Source organism: Pseudomonas sp. N-1-13 (genome assembly GCF_057787095.1).
This window is the reverse complement of record NZ_JBYNRI010000001.1, coordinates 2,457,712-2,476,780: the sequence shown is the minus strand read 5'-3', so window position 1 is coordinate 2,476,780 and position 19,069 is coordinate 2,457,712. Positions and strand designations below refer to the sequence as shown.

14 protein-coding genes are annotated in these 19,069 nt (G+C 60.5%); 7 read left to right on the top strand and 7 right to left on the bottom strand.

Going from position 1 to position 19,069, the window contains the following annotated elements; all coding sequences use genetic code 11:
- Nucleotides 1-212 precede the first annotated feature (212 nt).
- The gene (locus AC3I65_RS11255) at nt 213-1,319 is read left to right on the top strand and encodes a WD40/YVTN/BNR-like repeat-containing protein (protein WP_488523725.1); all 1,107 of its coding nucleotides are present in this window, start codon (nt 213-215) and stop codon (nt 1,317-1,319) included.
- Nucleotides 1,316-3,763 (top strand): efflux RND transporter permease subunit, encoded by a 2,448-nt coding sequence (locus tag AC3I65_RS11250; RefSeq protein ID WP_488523724.1) that lies wholly within the window; start codon nt 1,316-1,318, stop codon nt 3,761-3,763. The genes AC3I65_RS11255 and AC3I65_RS11250 overlap by 4 nt, the downstream gene beginning before the upstream one ends.
- 267 nt (nt 3,764-4,030) lie before the next feature.
- On the opposite strand, the gene AC3I65_RS11245 is transcribed toward AC3I65_RS11250, so the two are convergent.
- Both AC3I65_RS11245 and AC3I65_RS11240 read right to left on the bottom strand, forming a co-directional pair.
- The gene (locus AC3I65_RS11245; protein ID WP_047230563.1) at nt 4,031-4,228 is read right to left on the bottom strand and encodes a YbdD/YjiX family protein; all 198 of its coding nucleotides are present in this window, start codon (nt 4,226-4,228) and stop codon (nt 4,031-4,033) included.
- Between the two features lie 16 nt (nt 4,229-4,244).
- Nucleotides 4,245-6,305: a carbon starvation CstA family protein gene (locus AC3I65_RS11240; RefSeq protein ID WP_076385097.1), complete on the bottom strand. Its 2,061-nt coding sequence runs from the start codon at nt 6,303-6,305 to the stop codon at nt 4,245-4,247.
- 348 nt (nt 6,306-6,653) lie between these two features.
- On the opposite strand from AC3I65_RS11240, the gene AC3I65_RS11235 reads away from it, so the two are divergent.
- Entirely contained in the window at nt 6,654-8,015 is a 1,362-nt protein-coding gene (locus AC3I65_RS11235; protein ID WP_092398613.1) for a cache domain-containing protein, read from the top strand.
- 31 nt (nt 8,016-8,046) lie between these two features.
- The gene (locus AC3I65_RS11230) at nt 8,047-8,679 is read left to right on the top strand and encodes a response regulator (protein WP_047229883.1); all 633 of its coding nucleotides are present in this window, start codon (nt 8,047-8,049) and stop codon (nt 8,677-8,679) included.
- A gap of 23 nt (nt 8,680-8,702) precedes the next feature.
- Here AC3I65_RS11230 and AC3I65_RS11225 read toward each other — a convergent pair whose 3' ends face one another.
- On the bottom strand, nt 8,703-9,863 hold the full coding sequence (locus tag AC3I65_RS11225; RefSeq protein ID WP_223194468.1) for a GGDEF domain-containing protein: 1,161 nt from the start codon (nt 9,861-9,863) through the stop codon (nt 8,703-8,705).
- 187 nt (nt 9,864-10,050) lie between these two features.
- Here AC3I65_RS11225 and AC3I65_RS11220 point away from each other — a divergent pair, with 187 nt between their 5' ends.
- The 3 genes from AC3I65_RS11220 to AC3I65_RS11210 all read left to right on the top strand — a co-directional run bounded on the left by AC3I65_RS11220 (nt 10,051) and on the right by AC3I65_RS11210 (nt 13,523).
- Nucleotides 10,051-10,842 carry a transporter substrate-binding domain-containing protein gene (locus AC3I65_RS11220; protein WP_047229885.1) on the top strand — a complete coding sequence of 264 codons (792 nt, stop codon included), beginning with the start codon at nt 10,051-10,053 and terminating at the stop codon, nt 10,840-10,842.
- A gap of 96 nt (nt 10,843-10,938) precedes the next feature.
- Nucleotides 10,939-12,816: a DUF294 nucleotidyltransferase-like domain-containing protein gene (locus AC3I65_RS11215; RefSeq protein ID WP_076385103.1), complete on the top strand. Its 1,878-nt coding sequence runs from the start codon at nt 10,939-10,941 to the stop codon at nt 12,814-12,816.
- Nucleotides 12,813-13,523 (top strand): 3'-5' exonuclease, encoded by a 711-nt coding sequence (locus tag AC3I65_RS11210; RefSeq protein ID WP_076385105.1) that lies wholly within the window; start codon nt 12,813-12,815, stop codon nt 13,521-13,523. Before AC3I65_RS11215 ends, AC3I65_RS11210 begins: the two co-directional genes overlap by 4 nt.
- Before the next feature lie 4 nt (nt 13,524-13,527).
- Here AC3I65_RS11210 and AC3I65_RS11205 read toward each other — a convergent pair whose 3' ends face one another.
- The 4 genes from AC3I65_RS11205 to AC3I65_RS11190 all read right to left on the bottom strand — a co-directional run bounded on the left by AC3I65_RS11205 (nt 13,528) and on the right by AC3I65_RS11190 (nt 18,377).
- The gene (locus AC3I65_RS11205; protein ID WP_281459281.1) at nt 13,528-15,198 is read right to left on the bottom strand and encodes a BCCT family transporter; all 1,671 of its coding nucleotides are present in this window, start codon (nt 15,196-15,198) and stop codon (nt 13,528-13,530) included.
- Between the two features lie 277 nt (nt 15,199-15,475).
- Entirely contained in the window at nt 15,476-16,495 is a 1,020-nt protein-coding gene (locus AC3I65_RS11200) for a TRAP transporter substrate-binding protein (protein ID WP_047229889.1), read from the bottom strand.
- Between the two features lie 56 nt (nt 16,496-16,551).
- Nucleotides 16,552-17,832 (bottom strand): TRAP transporter large permease subunit, encoded by a 1,281-nt coding sequence (locus AC3I65_RS11195; RefSeq protein WP_047229890.1) that lies wholly within the window; start codon nt 17,830-17,832, stop codon nt 16,552-16,554.
- Nucleotides 17,829-18,377, bottom strand: coding sequence for a TRAP transporter small permease (locus AC3I65_RS11190; RefSeq protein ID WP_047229891.1), 549 nt, complete (start codon nt 18,375-18,377; stop codon nt 17,829-17,831). Before AC3I65_RS11190 ends, AC3I65_RS11195 begins: the two co-directional genes overlap by 4 nt.
- Between the last annotated feature and the right edge of the window lie 692 nt (nt 18,378-19,069).

Sequence of the window (19,069 nt, the reverse complement as noted above, 5' to 3'; positions counted from 1 at the left end):
CGTCTATCCGCTGATCCCGCCGGCCTACAACGCCACCCCCCTTGTCTACAATCTTCAGGCCAAGGACTACGCGGCGCTCAACCTGATCGACGACAAGGGGGCGGTGAAGTTCTATGAACGACCAAACAGCATGTTTACCCCACAATCACTGGAACGTTCCGGTGCTCGCTAACAGGTACCGTCCCCTTGGCTTGGGCCGACGAAGTCGTGCGATGGCCAGACGCTTGCTGCTCGGGGGATTGCTGACCCTGGGCGCCGCGCAGATTGCCTCGGCGGCGACATCGGCAGACCCGCTCAATCGCCCGGCGCCCAGTGTGGCGCAACCGCAACGCGCCTTGCTCAATGGCATCGTACGCGCCGGGCAACGCCTGGTAGCGGTGGGTGAACATGGGCTGGTGATCTGGTCCGACGATAACGGCAAGGCCTGGCATCAGGCCGCGGTCCCGGTGGATGTCAACCTGACCGCCGTAGCCTTCGTCGACAAAAACCATGGCTGGGCCATCGGCCATCAGGGTGTGGTGCTGTCCAGCGAGGACGGCGGCGAAAGCTGGCGCAAACGACTCGATGGTATCCAGGCCGCCGCGCTGACGTTGGCCCAGGCCGAACAGGAGGCCGCCTCGCTCGATGAAGCGGCCCAAGACGAATACCTGAATGCGGCCCAGCGCTTGGTGGACGACGGCCCGGACAAACCTCTCCTGGCCCTGATGTTCAACGGCCCGAATCGCGTCAGCGTGGTCGGCGCCTTCAATCTGGCGTTGCGCAGCAGAGATGGGGGCAGGACTTGGCGGGCCTTCTCCGGTCAAGTCGAGAACCCGGACGGCCTGCACCTCTACGCCTTGCAAACCCAGGGTCGGACACGGTTCATCGCCGGGGAACAAGGCCTGCTATTGGCGACAAGTCCAGGCGGCGGCTCCTTCAAACGCGTGGCCTCGCCCTGTGAGGGCAGCTACTTCGGCTTGCTGTCATTGGCGAGCGACCGGCTCCTGTTGTTCGGCCTGCAGGCAAACGTGTTCCGTTCCGACGACGGCGGGCAACAATGGCAACCCGTCACCATTGATGGCGCCAAGGCCAGCTTCAACGCGGGCCTGCAATTGAGCGATGGCAGCGTCGTGCTGCTCGATCAGGGAGGCCGGGTGTACACCAGCCGGGACCAGGGCCGCAGTTTCCGACCCGTCCCCTTCGGTTGGGGCGCACCGCTGACTGCTGTCGCCCAAGCCACTGACGGCAGCCTGGTGATCACCAGCCTGGCCGGCATCGTGACCCTGCCGGCGGAGAAACTCGCCGCCCCCCTATCGATCGCCCAGGAGTCTACGCCATGAAGACTACTCACGAAGAGGCTCCGGTGATCGCGGATCTGCGCCAGTTCGACACCCGCTCGGGCTCGCTGCTCGAACGCCTGCTGTTCAACCATCGTCCCTGGCTGATGTTGGCCTGCCTGCTGCTGACCGGGTTCTTTGTCGCGCAGTTGCCTCAGTTGACGCTCAATGTCAGCTTCCAGCGGCTGATTCCCCAGGATCATCCGTTCGTCATCAACTTCCAGGCCAACCAGGACAGCCTCGCCGGCCAGGGCAACGTAGTCCGCGTGGTGGTGGAAAATACCCAGGGCAGCATTCTCGACAAGAACTATCTCGAAACCCTGCAAAAGATCAGCGATGAGGTGTACCTGCTCCCCGGGGTCAACCGGCCCTATATGAAGTCGCTGTGGACCCCGACCCTGCGCTGGCAGGGCATCACCGAATCGGGCCTGGACGAGGGCCAGGTCATCGACTCGCACTACGATGGTTCGGCCGACAGCCTGGAACAACTGCGTCTGAACATCGAACGCTCGGGTGAAATCGGCAGCATCGTCGCCGGTGATTTCAAATCGAGCATGTTGCTGGTACCGCTGCTGGACATCGACACCGAAACCGGCGAACCGCTGAACTACGGGGTTTTCGGCGCCAAGCTTGAAGACATCCGCGCCAAGTACCAGAACGAGCACATTCGCCTGCACGTTGTCGGTTTTGCCAAGGTGGTGGGCGACCTGATCGAAGGACTCGCCCAAGTACTGACCTTTTTTGCCGTGGCCATCCTGATCGCCGGCCTGGTGATGTTCGCCTGCACCCGTTGCCTGCGCAGTACGTTGCTGGTGTTGTTTTGCTCATCGATCGCGGTGGTCTGGTGGCTTGGCAGCCTGCCGTTGCTCGGTTACGAACTGGCCCCCTACACCGTCCTGGTGCCTTTTTTGGTGTTCGCCATCGGCATGAGCCACGGAGCACAGACGATAAACGGCTACCGGCAAGACATCGGTCGTGGTACCCATCGCCTGATCGCCGCACGCTACACCTTGCGCCGCCTGTTCATGGTCGGGCTCATGGCATTGGCCTGCGATGCCGTCGGCTTCGCCGTGCTGCTATTGATCAAGATCGAGGTGATCCGCCAGTTGTCGCTGACCGCCAGCCTGGGTGTGGCATTCCTGATCGTCACCAACCTGATCCTGCTGCCTGTTCTGCTGAGCTACATCGGCGTCGGCCCCCAGGCCACGGCCCGCAGCCTGCGTAGCGAGCAAGCACAACGGGAGGAAAAGGTACACCCGCTGCTGTGGCGCTGGCTGGACCTGTTTACCCGACGCAAGGTGGCCGCGCCGACCTTGCTCGCCGCCCTGGCCCTGGGCGTCGGCGGGCTCATGGTCAGCCTGCATCTGAAAATCGGCGATCTCGACCCCAGCGCCCCGGAACTGCGCACCGACTCGCGCTACAACCAGGACAACGCCTACATCACGTCCAACTATGGCAGCCGCAGCGACGTGTTCATCGTCATGGTCACCTCGGCGCCACAACAGTGCATGAACTACGCCCTGCTCGAACGCATCGACCGGCTCGAATGGCGCCTGCGCCAGCAGCCCGGCGTGGTCGCCACCGATTCATTTGCCGCGTTCGTCAAGGTCATGACCAGCCAGCTCACCGAAGGCAACCCCAAGTGGATCGGCCTGCTACCCAACCAGGCGGTGATCAATAACCTGGTCAAATACGCGCCCCAAAGCCTGGTCAACCACAGCTGCGACCTGTCGATGCTCAGGATTTTCCTGCGCGACCACAAGGCCGGGACCTTGCAGGCGCTGGTCACAGAGATCCAGGCCTTTGCGGCAGCGAACGATCAAGGCGATGAACGCTTCCTGATGGCCGCCGGCAACGCCGGTCTCGAGGCCGCGACCAACAGCGTGGTGCAAAAGGCCAACCGTGAAATGCTGCTGTGGGTGTATGGCGCGGTGATCCTGCTGTGCTTTTTGGTGTTCCGCTCCTGGCGCGCGGTGGCGTGCGCAATCCTGCCCTTGATGTTGACCTCGGTACTGGCGGAGGCGCTGATGGTCTGGCTGGACATCGGCGTAAAAGTCACCACGCTGCCGGTGATTGCCCTGGGTGTGGTCGTCGGCATCGACTACGCCCTGTATGTGCTGAGCATCCTGCAGTTGCACCTGCGCCGCGGTGAGTCACTGTCCATCGCCTACTACCGCTCGCTGCTGTTCACCGGCCGGGTCGTACTGCTGACCGGTGCGACGCTGGCCATCGGCGTCGCCACCTGGGTGTTCTCGCCCATCAAGTTCCAGGCCGACATGGGCATCCTGCTGGCCTTCATGTTCCTCTGGAACATGCTGGGTGCCCTGGTGCTGCTCCCGGCCCTCGCCAGTTTCCTGCTCAAGCCGGCGCCTGGCCAGAAGCCCTACCCCCTCCCCGTGACTGCACTCAGGAGAACGGCATATCAAACGACAGCCTCTACGACATAGTCGGGCACCTGCTCGGGTAAACGCGGGCCGGATGGTACGGCCCCGAGCGGGCACGCTCCCACAGGGGATCTGGGGTGTAGGCAAATTCTGAGATCCCCACAAGGGGGATCGGTGGTGTATGCAAATCCCGAGGCCGCCCCAAAACAACTGTGGGAGCGAGCCTGCTCGCGATGGCGGTGGGTCAGTCAACATCATCGTAACTGACCCGACGCCATCGCGAGCAGGCTCGCTCCCACAGGGTTACCTCATCAACCTGAAATCAGTTGATCAACAGCACTTGGGTCCCGCCTTGCCACCGTATCGGGCTTCCTGGCGTTCGCGGAAGAACGCCTCGTAGTCCATCAGCGGTTTGTCCGGGTGTTTGCTTTGCATGTGCTCGACGTAGTTGTCGTAGTCGGGCATGCCGACCATCAGGCGGGCGGCCTGACCGAGGTATTTACCGAGGCGACTCAAGTCATTGAACATCGTTGCAATCCTCGATTCAGGCGTCCGGCACGGCCTGGAAGGGCGCTTCTTTATCCGTGCGTTCCTTGTGACCCCAGGCAGCGATGCCGACCTTGAGCGCGTAGAACAGGATGCTGAAGACCACCAGCAGGAACAACACCGTCAGCGTTGCGTTGGTGTAAGCGTTGTACACCACGTGCTGCATCTGCTCGATGCTCTTGGCCGGGGCCAGGATCTGGCCGGCGGCCAGGGCATCGTTGTATTTGCGCGCCAGGGCCAGGAAGCCGATCGCCGGGTTGGCGTCGAACAGCTTGATCAGGCCCGCCGTGGTGGTGCAGATCAGCAGCCAGACCGCCGGCAGCATGGTCACCCAGACGTAGCGCTGGCGCTTCATCTTGATCAGTACCACGGTGCCGAGCATCAGGGCGATACCGGCCAGCATCTGGTTGGAGATGCCGAACAGCGGCCACAAGGTGTTGATGCCGCCCAGCGGATCGATCACGCCCTGGTACAACAGGTAGCCCCACAGCGCCACACAGCCGGCGGTGGCGATCAGGTTGGCAACCCAGGATTCGGTCCGCTTGAGGGCTGGGACGAACGAGCCCAGCAGGTCCTGCAGCATGAAACGCCCGGCACGGGTGCCGGCGTCTACCGCCGTGAGGATGAACAGCGCCTCGAACAGGATTGCGAAGTGGTACCAGAACGCCATGGTGTTCTCACCCGGCAACACCGAGTGCAGGATCTGCGCGATCCCCACCGCCAGCGTCGGCGCACCGCCGGCACGGGCCAGGATGGTGGTCTCGCCGATGTCATTGGCCACCGCCTGCAGCGCTTCGGGGGTGATTGCAAAGCCCCAGCTGCTGACAGTCTGTGCCACGCTCACCACATCACCGCCGACGATCGCCGCCGGGCTGTTCATGGCGAAGTACACGCCCGGCTCGATCACCGAAGCGGCGACCATTGCCATGATGGCCACGAACGACTCCATCAGCATGCCGCCGTAACCGATGTAGCGGGCGTTGACTTCGTTATCGAGCATCTTCGGCGTGGTGCCCGAAGAGATCAGCGCGTGGAAACCCGAAACCGCGCCACAGGCGATGGTGATGAACAGGAACGGGAACAATCCGCCCTTCCACACCGGGCCCGTGCCGTCGGTGAACTGGGTCAGTGCCGGCATTTTCAGCTCGGGCATGGTGACCAGGATGCCGATCGCCAGGGCGACGATGGTGCCGATCTTCAAGAAGGTGGACAGGTAGTCGCGCGGCGCCAGGATCAGCCAGATCGGCAACACCGCGGCAACAAAACCGTAGCCGATCAGCATCCAGGTGATTTGCACGCCGGTGAAGGTGAAGGCCTCGGCCCAGACCGGGTCTGCGGCCACTTGCCCGCCGAGCCAGATCGAACCCAGCAGCAACAGCACGCCGATGAGGGAGATTTCACCAATGCGGCCCGGGCGGATGTAGCGCATGTAGATGCCCATGAACATCGCGATCGGGATGGTCGCCATCACCGTGAAGATCCCCCACGGGCTCTCGGCCAGGGCCTTGACCACGATCAGCGCCAGCACCGCGAGGATGATGATCATGATCAGGAAGCAGCCGAACAGCGCGATGGTGCCGGGAACGCGGCCCATCTCTTCGCGGACCATGTCGCCCAGGGAGCGACCGTTGCGACGAGTGGACAGGAACAGGACCATGAAGTCCTGCACGGCACCGGCCAGCACCACCCCGGCGATCAGCCAGAGCGTACCGGGCAGGTAGCCCATCTGCGCCGCCAGTACCGGCCCGACCAGCGGCCCCGCACCGGCAATGGCCGCGAAATGGTGGCCGAACAGGATGTGTTTGTTGGTCGGGACATAGTCCAGGCCATCGTTGTTGAGCACGGCGGGGGTGGCCCGGCGCGCATCGAGTTGCATCACGTTATTGGCGATGAACAGGCTGTAGTAGCGGTAGGCGACCAGGTAGATGGCCACGGCTGCGACGACGATCCAGAGGGCGTTGATCGGTTCGCCGCGGCGCAAGGCCACGACACTCAACGCACAAGCTCCCAGAACAGCCACGGCAAACCAGGCAAGGTGTTTAACCAGACGGGTTGTCATTGCGTGTCTCCTGCCGATATCCAGTGGATTGCGGCGATTGTTTTTATAGTGTGCCCCGACTATTCGGAGCCGGCCCAATATCCGTGGAAGCCGTCAATAAATAAATCCGCAGTACTACGTACGGGCCATCTACGTAGTTCTACGTAGATTCTCGTGGAATCCCTCTGTGTGAGCCCATGCAAAGCCAATGCAGGCTAACGACTGTGGGAGCAAAGCTTGCTCGCGATAACGCTGGGTCTGTTGGCAACAGTCCAGGCTGATCCGTCGCGATCGCGAGCAAGCTTTGCTCCCACAGCGTTATGATGCCGACCATTCGCCTCCCCCCGTTGAGTCCGGACAGGAGTACACATGCTGCTCAAACACAAAATCGTCGCCTTGGGAATTCTGCCCCTGGTCCTGGCGATTGCCGTCATCTGCGCCTTGGTGATCTCGCTTAATCGCCAGTTGGGTGATCAACAGGCGCAACTGATCGAAGACAGCATCCTGGCCAGCAAGCGAGCAGAGCTGAAAAACTACGTCGAAATGGCGCAAAGCCTGATCGCCCCGCTGTATAACAACGGCCAGGGCGACGCACGCGCGCAGCAGCAGGTGCTGGAGGAGCTGCGCAAGCTCAGTTTTGGCATCAATGGCTATTTCTTCGTCTACGACCGCCAAGGGCGCAGCCTGATGCATGCCCGGCAGTCCGAACTGGTGGGCCAATACCTCTGGGACATGAAAGATCCCCAGGGGCTGCCGGTGATCCAGGCATTGCTCAAGAGCGCTGAATCCGGCGAAGGTTTCCAGCGCTACGCCTGGAACAAGCCCTCCTCCGGCCAGGTGACCGACAAGCTGGCCTATGTGGTGATGCTGGATCGCTGGGGTTGGATGCTCGGGACCGGGATTTACCTGGAGGATGTCGAGCGCGCCACCCAGCAAGCCCGCGCTGAAGTGGCCCAGGGCATCCACACCACCATGCAGGCCATCGCCGCCATTGCGCTGGTGGCGGTCCTGCTGGTGTTTGCCGGCGGCATGACCCTCAACGTCAGCGAACATCGCTTGGCCGACAAAAAGCTGCAACGACTGAACCAGCGCATCGTCAGCTTGCAGGAAGAGGAACGCGCGCGAGTTTCACGCGAGCTGCACGACGGCATCAGCCAATTACTGGTGTCGATAAAATTCCAGTTTGAACTGGCCAGTCACGTCCTCGAAAAAGGGCAGGAAAACGGCCTGGGCATCCTGAAGAACGCGACAGACCGGCTGGGGGAAGCCATTGGCGAGATCCGCAACATCTCCCACGACTTGCGCTCCTCCCTGCTCGACACCCTGGGCCTGTCCGCCGCCATCGGCCAGCTCGCGGCCGAATTTCAGCAACGCAGCGGGCTTGAAGTGTCGTACAAAAGCAACGAATTCGATTGCCGCCTGGAAAATGGAGCACCGGTTTCGCTGTTTCGCATTGCTCAGGAAGCCTTGACCAATATCGAGCGTCACGCCGGGGCGAAAAGTGTCGGCATCACCCTGTTCGGGTCCGGCCAGTCCTTGCGCCTGACGGTGGTGGACGACGGGATGGGTTTCAACGTACCGCAGGTCGAACGTGGCCACGCCGGCATCGGCCTGCGCAATATCCGCGAGCGGGTCGAGCATTTCGGCGGACGGCTGGAAATGACCTCGGTGCCGGGACGAAGCGAGCTCGATATCCTGCTGCCCATGAACATGATGGCGACACAAAGCTGATGCGCGCCCAACCTGACAAGAGCACCTGCCGATGAACCTGCCCTCTGTGATCCGCGTCGCGCTGGTCGATGATCATTCCCTGGTCCGCGATGGCATCAGGGCCCTGTTGTCCGTCATGCCCCAACTGGACGTGGTGGGCGAAGCCGAGAATGGTGCACAGGCCATCGAGATGGTCGGGCGCTGCCAACCGGACCTGTTGCTGATGGACATCAGCCTCAAGGACATGAACGGACTTGAACTGACCCGCCTGCTGGGCAAGCAATACCCCAACCTCAAGATCCTCATCCTGAGCATGTACGACAATTATGAGTATGTGAGTGAGTCCGTGCGCTGCGGCGCCAGTGGCTACGTGCTCAAGAATGCCCCTTCGCGGGAAATCATCGCGGCCATTGAAGCCATCATCAGCGGTGGCACCTTCTACAGTGCCGAGATCGCCCAACGGCTGGCCACCGACCCAACCACCGACAACGAGCTGACGCCGCGCGAGAGTCAGGTGTTGTACAAAATGGTCCAGGGGCTGAACAACAAGGAAATGGCCCGGGAACTGGACATCAGCGTGCGCACCGTCGAAACCCATCGCCTGAGCATCCGCCGCAAGCTCAACATCGACAAGCCCGCGGCCCTGGTGAAATACGCCATCGATCACGGGATCATTTCACGCTAGCAACCCCGGCTCGCGCTCGCGGCTTATGACTGAACCTCGGTGGGCCTTTCGATCCGACCCGGAACTTCATCGGCCACCGTGCGATTGCGCCCGGTTCGCTTCGCCTGGTAAAGCAAGGTATCTACGCGCTTGTAAAGATCCTGCCAGGTTTCCCTGGGGCCTAGACTGCCGACACCGAAACTCGCGGTGACCGGCCCGACCGTATCGCGCGTGACAGGCGTACCGTTCTCGATAGCCGCCCGCAAGCGCTCGGCACATTCGTAAGCTTCCCGGGCATCGGTGTCCGGCAGGAGCACAGCGAATTCTTCACCACCGAGGCGCCCGACGATGTCCCGTTTGCGCGCCGAAGTGCGCAGCAGTTGGCCAACTTCGCGCAAGACGTTATCGCCCACGTCATGGCCATGGCTATCGTTGATGTTCTTGAAGTTGTCGATATCGCACAGTGCCAGCGCTGTCGTGCCGCGCGGGCTCTTCATCAGCAGCATCGACACCCGTTCTTCGAAGCCGCGCCGGTTCAAGACACCGGTCAACGGGTCAAAGTCGCGTTCGCGACGCAGGTCATCGATCACGTCAGCAATGGCCGCGGCGAGAATCACAAAGGCAAGTCCGATACCGAGCACCGCCAGGGACAACTGGAGCGCCTGCCAGAACACCGAGTTGGCGAAAGCGACCCGGTCCAGCGGCACCGACAGCCCGACAGTCAACAGGGTCCGCGGAAAGAAATGCAACGCGAAGACCAGCAACACCCAGAACAGCGCCTTGTCAACGAGTCGCCCGCGTAACAGCGATCTGAGCTTGACCGCCGCCACAAGCAAAATCGCACCATAGCCGAAGTTCTGGATGTAGATGCGCGCAAGCAGGTTGCGGTCGATATAAAAGAACCAGCCCAGTGCCAGGGAAATGACGCATACCACGGCCACGTCCAGCCGCCAGCCGAGGCGTTTTTGCGAGCGCAGCAAAACGCCTTCGGCCACTGCCAGGACCGCCGAGGTATACAGCGCGCCGGACACAATGGCATTGGGCCCGACCCCGGGAGGCCAGCCGAAAAGCTGCGACGTGGCGCCACACGCGAACAGGCCACAGCCACCAGCCAGGAGCAGCAGATAGTCGCGTTTTTTGTCGATAAACCAGGCGCAGACGAACGCAACCCCAAAGACCGACAGGATCCCTGGGACCATCAACATAAGCGTAATTCTGACGACTGATGCGTCCATCCGAAACGTGTTTCTCCCCTGACCCAAGTCTGCCATCGCCCATGATGACAGAGGCGAAGGCAGCACACCTGCGAAGTTTGAGGCGCCAATGACAGCCCGCCAACCTTTTCACTACACTGCCCTTCTTGTCCCCTCCCTTGCGAGACGTGCAGTCCCTATGAAAAACATAACAAACACGATGACGTTCTGTGGCCTGCTGGCGTTCTGCGGCAGCGCCCTTGCCGAGCCAGCCCCTTCGCACCTTGATCAGGTCCTGCAACGCGGCGAGCTGAAAGTGTGTACGACGGGCGACTACAAGCCTTACACCTACAAAGCCGAAACAGGTGAATACGAGGGGATCGACATTGACATGGCCCGTTCGCTGGCCGCCAGCCTAGGGGTCAAGGTTCAATGGGTGCAGACCAGCTGGAAAACCCTGATGCCGGACATGGTCGCCGGTAAATGCGATATCGGCATGGGCGGGATTTCCGTGACCCTGGAGCGTCAGAAAAAAGCCAACTTCAGCACCACCCTGGATGTGGATGGCAAAATCCCGCTGGTGCGTTGCGAGGACCAGGCGCGCTACCAGACCATCGAGCAGCTCAACCAGCCTTCGGTGCGCCTGGTGGAACCGGCCGGCGGCACCAACGAAGCTTTCGTCCGGGCGTTCCTGCCCAAAGGGCAACTCAAGTTCCACGACAACGTGACCATCTTCCAGGAGCTGCTGGACAAGCGGGCCGACGTGATGATCACCGATGCCTCGGAAGCGCTCTATCAGCAGAAACTCAAACCCGGTCTTTGCGCCGTCAACCCCAGCCGCTACTTGCAGTATGGCGAGAAGGCCTACCTGCTGCCACGGGACGACATCACCTGGAAAATGTACGTCGATCAGTGGCTGCACCTGAGCAAGGCAAATGGCAGCTACCAGAAGGTCATCAGCCAGTGGCTGGCGGTGCCCCAGCAACAGTGACAATGCCTGCGCCGCACACGACTCACTCACCCAGGGTTTGTGTGCGGCCCCTGGAACTGGCATGTTGGTCTCTCAATTGATCAGCCACGAGGTTCCATGCAGATCGAGTTACTGGAAATCAGCGAGCACCTGCATCGTTTTCCCCCTTTCGATGCCCTGCCCCAGCAAACCCTGGAGGCCATAGCGCAGCGCGTCGAAGTCAGCTACTTCAAGGCCGGCAGCGATATTCTCGAGGCCGGCTCCATCGTCCACGACCTGCATTATGTGCGCAGTGGCGCAGTCGAGATCTACCGGCGCAACGGCCAGTTGTACAATAGGCTGGTGGAAGGCGACATCTTTGGTCAGGCCAGCCTGCTGCGCAGCAACAAGGTGCGTTTTCCGGCACGGGCCCTTGAAGACAGCCTGATCTACTTCATCCCGGCGGATGTGTTTGCCCAGCTGTGCGAGCAACATGACAGCTTCGCCGACTTTGTCGAGGCCGAAGGACACTCCAGGCTCAAATCCGCCGTCGAGGCCCAAGGCCGCGCCAGCGAACTGATCCAATTGAAATCCCGCGCGCTGATTTCCCGGGACCTGGTCTGGGTCACCCCGCACACCAGCGTTCACGAAGCAGCACGGTTGATGTCCCAGGAAAGCGTTTCCTGCGTCGTCGTCCTGGAACCTGCCGGGCATCACCCGGAAAAAATGCTCGGCATCGTCACCGACCGCGACCTGCGCACCCGGGTAGTGGCCGCCAACCGCAGCGGCGATACCTGCATCGGTGAAGTGATGTCGACCGATCCGGTGGTCATCCAGGCCGATGACTCGTTGTTCGAAGCCATGTTGTGCATGCTTCGCAGCAACATCCACCACCTACCGGTGGTGCACAAGGGACGCACGCTGGGGTTGATCAACCTGTCGGACATCATCCGGCACGAGTCCCAGAGCAGCCTGTACCTGGTCAACAGCATCTCCAACCAGACCTCTGTCGAGGGCTTGCGCTCGTTGTTGCGGGATCTGCGCGGCACCTACATTCGCATGGTGCGCGACGGTGCGACGGCTCACATGATCGGCAGCGCCATCTCGGGCATTGGCCGCGCCTTCACCCAGCGGTTGCTCGAATTGGCCGAGCGGGAACTGGGGCCGCCGCCGGTTCCGTACTGTTTCATGGTGCTGGGATCGATGGCGCGGGACGAGCAACTGCTGGTAACCGACCAGGACAACGCCCTGGTGCTGGATGATCGTTTCGACCCGGCCCTGCACGACGAATACTTCAAAAGCCTGGCCACCTTCGTCAGCGACGGCCTGGCAGAGTGCGGCTACAGCTACTGCAAGGGCGGCATCATGGCCACCAACGCGCAATGGCGTCAGCCGTTGCGAGTATGGCGCGAGTATTTCAGCCAGTGGATCGAGAAGCCCAATGCTGCCACCCTGCTCAACAGTTGCATCTTCTTTGACCTGGACGGGGTCTATGGGCAACTGGAAATGGTCAACGAACTCAAGGTGCTCTGCGCTGAAAAATCCAGGGTGACCCCCGCCTTCCTGGCGGCGATGGCCCGGAATGCCTTGAACCGCACGCCCCCCTTGGGTTTCTTTCGCACCTTCGTGATGGAAACCGACGGCAAGCAAAAACAGATCATCAACCTCAAGGGCCGTGGCACGGCGCCATTGACCGATCTGATCCGTATCCACGCCCTGGCCTGCGGGACCACGGCGCAGAATTCCTTTGATCGTCTCGAAGCCATCAGCACCACACAGCTCGTGCAACCGCAGGCCATTGAGCATCTACGCTACGCCTTGGAGTTCCTGTCGATGGTGCGCATCCGACACCAGGTCGACGCCATCGAACAGGGCCAGAAACCGGATAACTACATCGAACCGGAGCGCTTTTCCACCACCGAGCGGCACAACCTCAAGGAAGCGTTTCAGGTATTGAGCAATGCGCAGAAATTCCTGCGATTCCGCTACCCCGGTCACGCTCGGCCATCCCGATGAACAATCCGAAGGGGCAAGAAACGCTGGATTGGGCGGCACGTTTCAAACGTCTGGAACAGCAAGCCCGGCACCCGCTGCTGCAACGCTTCTACCAACAGGGTGTCATCGACGCCGGGACTGCGCTGGAGCAGGTGGAACTGCTGGCCATGGACCTTGAAACCACCGGCCTGAACGCACGCACTGACAGTATCGTCAGCATCGGCCTGCTGCCGTTCACCCTTAGGCGCATACGCTGCGGCGAAGCCCTGTACTGGGTGATCAAGCCCTCGCAGCTCAGTCATGAGTCGGTGACGTTTCACCACATCACACACTCCGACATCCGTCATGCTCCCCGATTGCCGGACGTCATGGAGAAAGTGCTGGAAGCCATGGCGGGGAAGATCATGGTGGTGCATTACCGGGCCATCGAACGCAACTTCCTGGATCAGGCGTTACGCAATCACCTTGGGGAGGGCCTGCAATTTCCGGTGATTGACACGATGCAGCTGGAAGCGCGGCAGGTGCGCGGTCAGCGGCGTTGGCTGGACCGGCTGTTACGCCGTCCACCCGAGTCCATCCGGTTAGCGGACAGTCGCTTGCGCTACCACCTGCCGCCCTATCACGCCCATCATGCCTTGACCGATGCCCTGGCGACGGCCGAGCTGTTGCAAGCGCAAATAGCCACTCACTACAGCCCGTCCGTCCCTATCGGCCAGCTGTGGGATTAAAAGGTCAGGTGCGCGGTTCCGACATCAATCCCTTGACCAGGGAAATACAGCCCAGCAGCAGGACAATGGCAAACGGTAAGCCGGTGGAAACCGCCATGGCTTGCAACGCGATCAAACCGCCGCCCAACAACAGCGCAATAGCGATCACACCTTCGATGATGGCCCAGAACACCCGCTGTGGAACGGGCGCATCGACCTTGCCGCCAGCGGTGATGGTGTCGATGACCAGCGAACCGGAATCCGAAGAGGTGATGAAAAACACGATCACCAGCACGATACCGAGCAGTGACGTGATCTCCTTGAGCGGAAGCCCTTCGAGCATGGCAAACAGCTTGAGCTCCAACACCGCATCCTTGACCCCACTCAGCCCCTGGAGGGTGGCCTGGTCGATGGCTGTCCCGCCAAAGGTGGTCATCCACAATACCGACACCAGCGAAGGCACCAACAGCACCGAGATCAGGAACTCGCGAACGGTACGGCCGCGACTGACGCGGGCAATGAACATCCCCACAAACGGCGACCAGCTGATCCACCAGGCCCAGTAGAACGCCGTCCAGCCTTGGGTGAATTCAGTGTCTGTGCGACCGAAGGGGTTGGACAACGCCGGCAGGTACTCGGCGTAGGTCACCAGATTCTTGAAGAAGCCGGTGAGGATCGCCAGGGTTGGTCCCACCACGATAATGAACAAAAGCAACAACAGGGCCAGGCCCATGTTGATTTCGGAGAGCAGCTTGACGCCCTTCTCCAACCCGGCGAGCACCGACCACAGGGCAATCAGGGTGATGCCGATGATCAGCACGACTTTGCTCACGCTGGTCGATTGAATGCCAAACAGGTGTTCAATCCCCGCAGCGGCCTGCTCGGCACCGATGCCCAGCGAAGTCGCCAGCCCGAACAGGGTGGCGAATACCGCCAGGATGTCGATGATATGGCCGGGCCATCCCCAGACGCGCTCACCCAGCAGCGGGTAGAAGATCGAGCGTATCGACAGCGGCAAGCCTTTGTTGAAGGAGAACAGGGCCAGGGACAACGCGACAATGGCGTAGATGGCCCAAGGGTGCAGACCCCAGTGGAAAATGGTCGCGGCCATGGCCAGGTCGGCGGAGGCTTTCATATCGCCCGCCGCACCGCCCAGAGGCGCCCAGTCGGTACGCGCCCCGCTGGCGTCGAGTGTGACACCGCCCATGGCGGCAGCGTAATGGGACATGGGTTCTGCCACGCCGTAGAACATCAGGCCGATGCCCATCCCAGCGGCGAACAACATGGAGAACCAGCCCACATAGGTGTGGTCCGGCGTGGCATCCTGACCGCCCAATCGAACCTTGCCCAAGGGCGAGACGATCAGCGCCAGACACAGCACTACGAAGATGTTGGCCACGCTCATGAAGAACCAGGCCAGATGCTTGGTCAACCAACTGCGCATGGCGCTGAAAAGCGGTTCGACTTCATTCTGCAGTGCAAGTGTCACGATGACGAACAGCAGAATGGTCGCCGCGGAGATGATGAAAACTTTGCCGTGGATATCCAGAGAGAAAGAGAACTGACCTCGGATATTGTCTTGCCCGATCACGTAGTCGGTGTCGATGAGATTGGCTTTGCCGCTGGGGGCTGGTATCCCCTCTGTGCCGGTTGACTGGGGTTGTCCTGATAGATCGTCTACAGGGTTTTTTCCCACGAGAACCTCCTTTTGTTATCCGCGCGCTTGGGCGCGCATGGTCTGATAAGCCCCGCTGTTCCTATGGTAAAAACGAGATGTGTGCGCATGTATCTTAACAAGCTTATGAGCCAGTCTGGGACATTGCGGCCGTTCAAGCGTTCCCCGGCTGGGAAAATGGCCCGTGTGCGAGCCCTCAGGGGACCGGCATCACGGCTGGGAAAAGCCTGAATCGCAAAGAAAAAAAAGGCGCCGGGATTGCCCCGGCGCCCTTTGATCAGCCTTTGTGTCGCTCAGCTCACTGCGCGGCGCGTACCTTGGCAATTTCGTCGTACATCATCTTCACCAGATTGGCATCCAGGGACTTGGCGAACTTGTCGATCACCGGTTGCACACGCTCGCGAAAGCGATCTTTCTCGGCCGGGGTGATCTCGTTCACGGTCATCGCACCGGCCAGTGTTGCTTTGGCCTTGTCCATGCTCGCAGCGGTGACTTCCCGCTGGTACTTCTGCGCCTCGGCGGCGGCCTGGCGGATCAGGTTTTTTTCATCCTCATTCAGACGGCTCCAGGTTTTCTGACTGATGATCAGCGACTGGGGATTGAAGATGTGGCCGGTCACCGACAGGTACTTCTGCACCTCGAAGAACTTGTTGCCCTCAATCACCGTGAAGGGGTTCTCCTGGCCGTCGATGGTGTGCTGCTCAAGGCCAGTGTAGACCTCGGGAAACGCCATCGGCACCGGGTTAGCGCCCAGGGCGGTAAAGGTTTCCAGGTAGATCGGTGACTGGATCACGCGAATCTTCAAGCCCTGCATGTCTTCAAGCTTGGCCACTGGATGCTTGCTGTTGGTCAGGTTGCGGAAACCCAGGTCCCAGTAGCCCAGGCCAACTAGCCCTTTGCTGTCCAATTGCGCCGCCAGTTTCTGGCCGACCGGCCCGTCGATCACCGCGTGGGCTTCTTCGGCGTTGTTGAACAGGAAGGGGAAATCGAGCATCGCGAAATCCGCTGCCTGGGCGGCGAGGATGCCGGAGTTGAGCACGGTGATGTCCAGCGTACCGCCCTGCAGGGCCGAGACCGTCTGCACGTCACCACCCAGGGTTCCACCGGGGAACAGACGGACCTTGAGCTTGCCGCCGCTCTTCTCGCTCAGCAGGTCGGCGAACTTCTGTGCGCCCTGCCCTTGGGGGTGCTCCTTGACGTTCTGGAACGCAAATCGCAGGGTACGCTCGCGGATCTCGTCCGCGTGGCTGACCACGCTGCCCAGCAGCAGCCCCGTTGCACATGCCCCGGCCAGCAAGGTTTTCATCAGTTGTCCCATGTCACTCTCCGATCATTATTGTTTTAGAAGTCGAGCTACTACCGCTTGCACCGGCGTCAACCGGTGAAGAATTTCAAAGGTCCCAGAACCAGTTGCGGAAACAGGACCAGAAGGAACAGCACCGCCAGTTGCGCGAGCAGGAACGGCCACACGCCACGAACGATCTCTTCGATATTGAGTTTCGAAACCCCGCTCACCACATTGAGCACGGTACCCACCGGTGGCGTAATCAGGCCGATGGCAGTGTTGATGAGAAACAGCACGCCGAAATAAACCGGATCGATACCCGCCTGGGTCACCGCTGGCATCAGCACCGGGGTGAGGATGAGGATGGTTGGCGTCATGTCCATGACCGTACCGACCATGATGATCAACAGCATGATCACCACCAGGAGCAAGGTCGGGCTGTCCATGAACGGTTCGAGCACTGCCGCCAACTGGCCCGGCAAGTCGGCAATGGTCACCAGCCACGAGGACACCATGGCCGCCGCCACCAGGAGCATCACCACCGAGGTGGTCTTGGCCGAGGACAGGATCACTTCGTACAGCTGGCTGACTTTCATTTCCCGGTAGATGACCAAGGACACAAACAACGAATAGACCGCTGCCACCACCGCCGCTTCCGTCGGGGTGAAAATGCCGAACTTGAGACCCAGGATGATGATCAGCGGCAGGCCCATGGCCCAACTGCCCTCGACCAGGGCCCGCATCACTTCGGCCCGCGAGCGCTTGGGTGGTGTCTGCACATGCTCGCTGCGGGAGATGAACCACCAGGCGATGGCCAGGGCGACACCGAGCATCAGACCCGGCACGATCCCGGCCAAAAACAGCTTGGAAATCGATACCCCGGACGCCACGCCAAACACAATGAAGCCAATGCTCGGCGGAATGACCGGGGCAATGATGCCTCCGGCGGCAATCAAGCCGGCCGAACGCGCCCGGTTGTGCCCCGCCAGCACCATCATCGGCACCAGCAAGGCCGCCAGCGCCGCCGCGTCGGCCACCGCCGACCCCGAAAGCGATGCCAACAGGCAGGACGCGATGATCGCCACGTAACCCAGGCCGCCACGCTTGTGTCCCACCAGCGCCATGGCGATGTTGACGATGCGTTTGGACAGGCCGCCGGAGTTCATCACTTCGCCGGCCAGCATGAAGAACGGCACAGCCATCAACGGAAAACTGTCGGCACCGTTAAGCAGGTTCTGGGCGATGATTTGTGCGTCAAACAGATCCAGATAAAACATCAACGCCACACTGACCACCAGCAAGGCAAAGGCAATGGGAATGCCCAGCGCCATGCTGCCTATCAATGACCCGAGGAAAATAACCAGTGTCATGGGCGGGTACTCTTGATGGGGTTATGGGCGATCACTTCGGCGGCGTCGTTGTCCTTGACCATGACCATTTCGTCATCCCTGAGCTTGCCGAACAGCGCCAGGTAGAGCTCATAGACCAGGATGGCGGCGGCGCTGGCGCCGAACACCAGGCCGGCAGCGTAGAACACGGCCATCGACAAACCCGAGGCCGGCGCGACCACATCCAGGTTGATGACCGCCTGCTGCCAGCTGCCGCTGAAGATCAGCCAGCAGATGTACAACATCATCAGGTGCCCGATGACCAGGCAGAGGCGCTTGCCGGCCGGAGGCAGGCGTTTGACCAGACTGTCGAGCCCCAGATGGGCACGGTCCTTGAGCGCCACCAAGGCGCCGAGAAAAATCATCCAGACGAAGAACCAGCGCGACAGTTCCTCCGAGACGCTGATGCCTGAGTTGAAGGCATAACGCAGCACCACATTGCCGAACACCAGCACGATCATTGCGACCATGCACAGCACAATCAGCAGTTTGAGCAGTTTGAAATACAGATCGACGACCTTTGTCATCTTGAAGACCTCCCGGACTTGTCGAGCACCGGCATCTCGCAACCGGCGCGATAGGACCGCAACGATGGGCGGGGAGCTATCGGGTCAGGACACAGCGACTGAGCGTTGTTCCGGGGCCGGAGCAACGAAGCGAGGGATAGGGGCTGAGCGCTTGCAGACGGGTACGCATGGGGGTTCCTCAATTTTTTATTATGGTCTTGGTCAAGCTGAGCAAGAGGTGTTGCGCCTAAAATGTACCAACCGGTTAGTTCGGTCAATCACCTTGGCGGGAGGCCCACACAAAGCGTGCGATTATCGGATAAGCGTGTGGGCCGGCTTATCCGGTCTTTTTCCTGTTCGACCCCGTGCCCGAGTGCGTTTTTTTATTTATCAACAGACAACTTTATTTATGAACTAGCGCCACACAAAACTGTTCAACTCCGCCGATCTGAAAATCCAATAATAAAATTGAACCTTATTTAACTTCCGCACTTCACCGGCAACCCGCCAACTCGATAGAACTTCCAACCTCGACAACAAACAGGCGTCATTTCAATGACAAACATCCAGGCACCTTTATATAAAGCGGCGCCAGAAATAAGACCTCGATAGACCTGGCGTGATCAAGACGCCCTTTCCAGCACTCAATAAATCACGAAAAAACCTTATAATTCAAAATCTTACACGATTTTTATTTGAGAATAAGAGCGCAA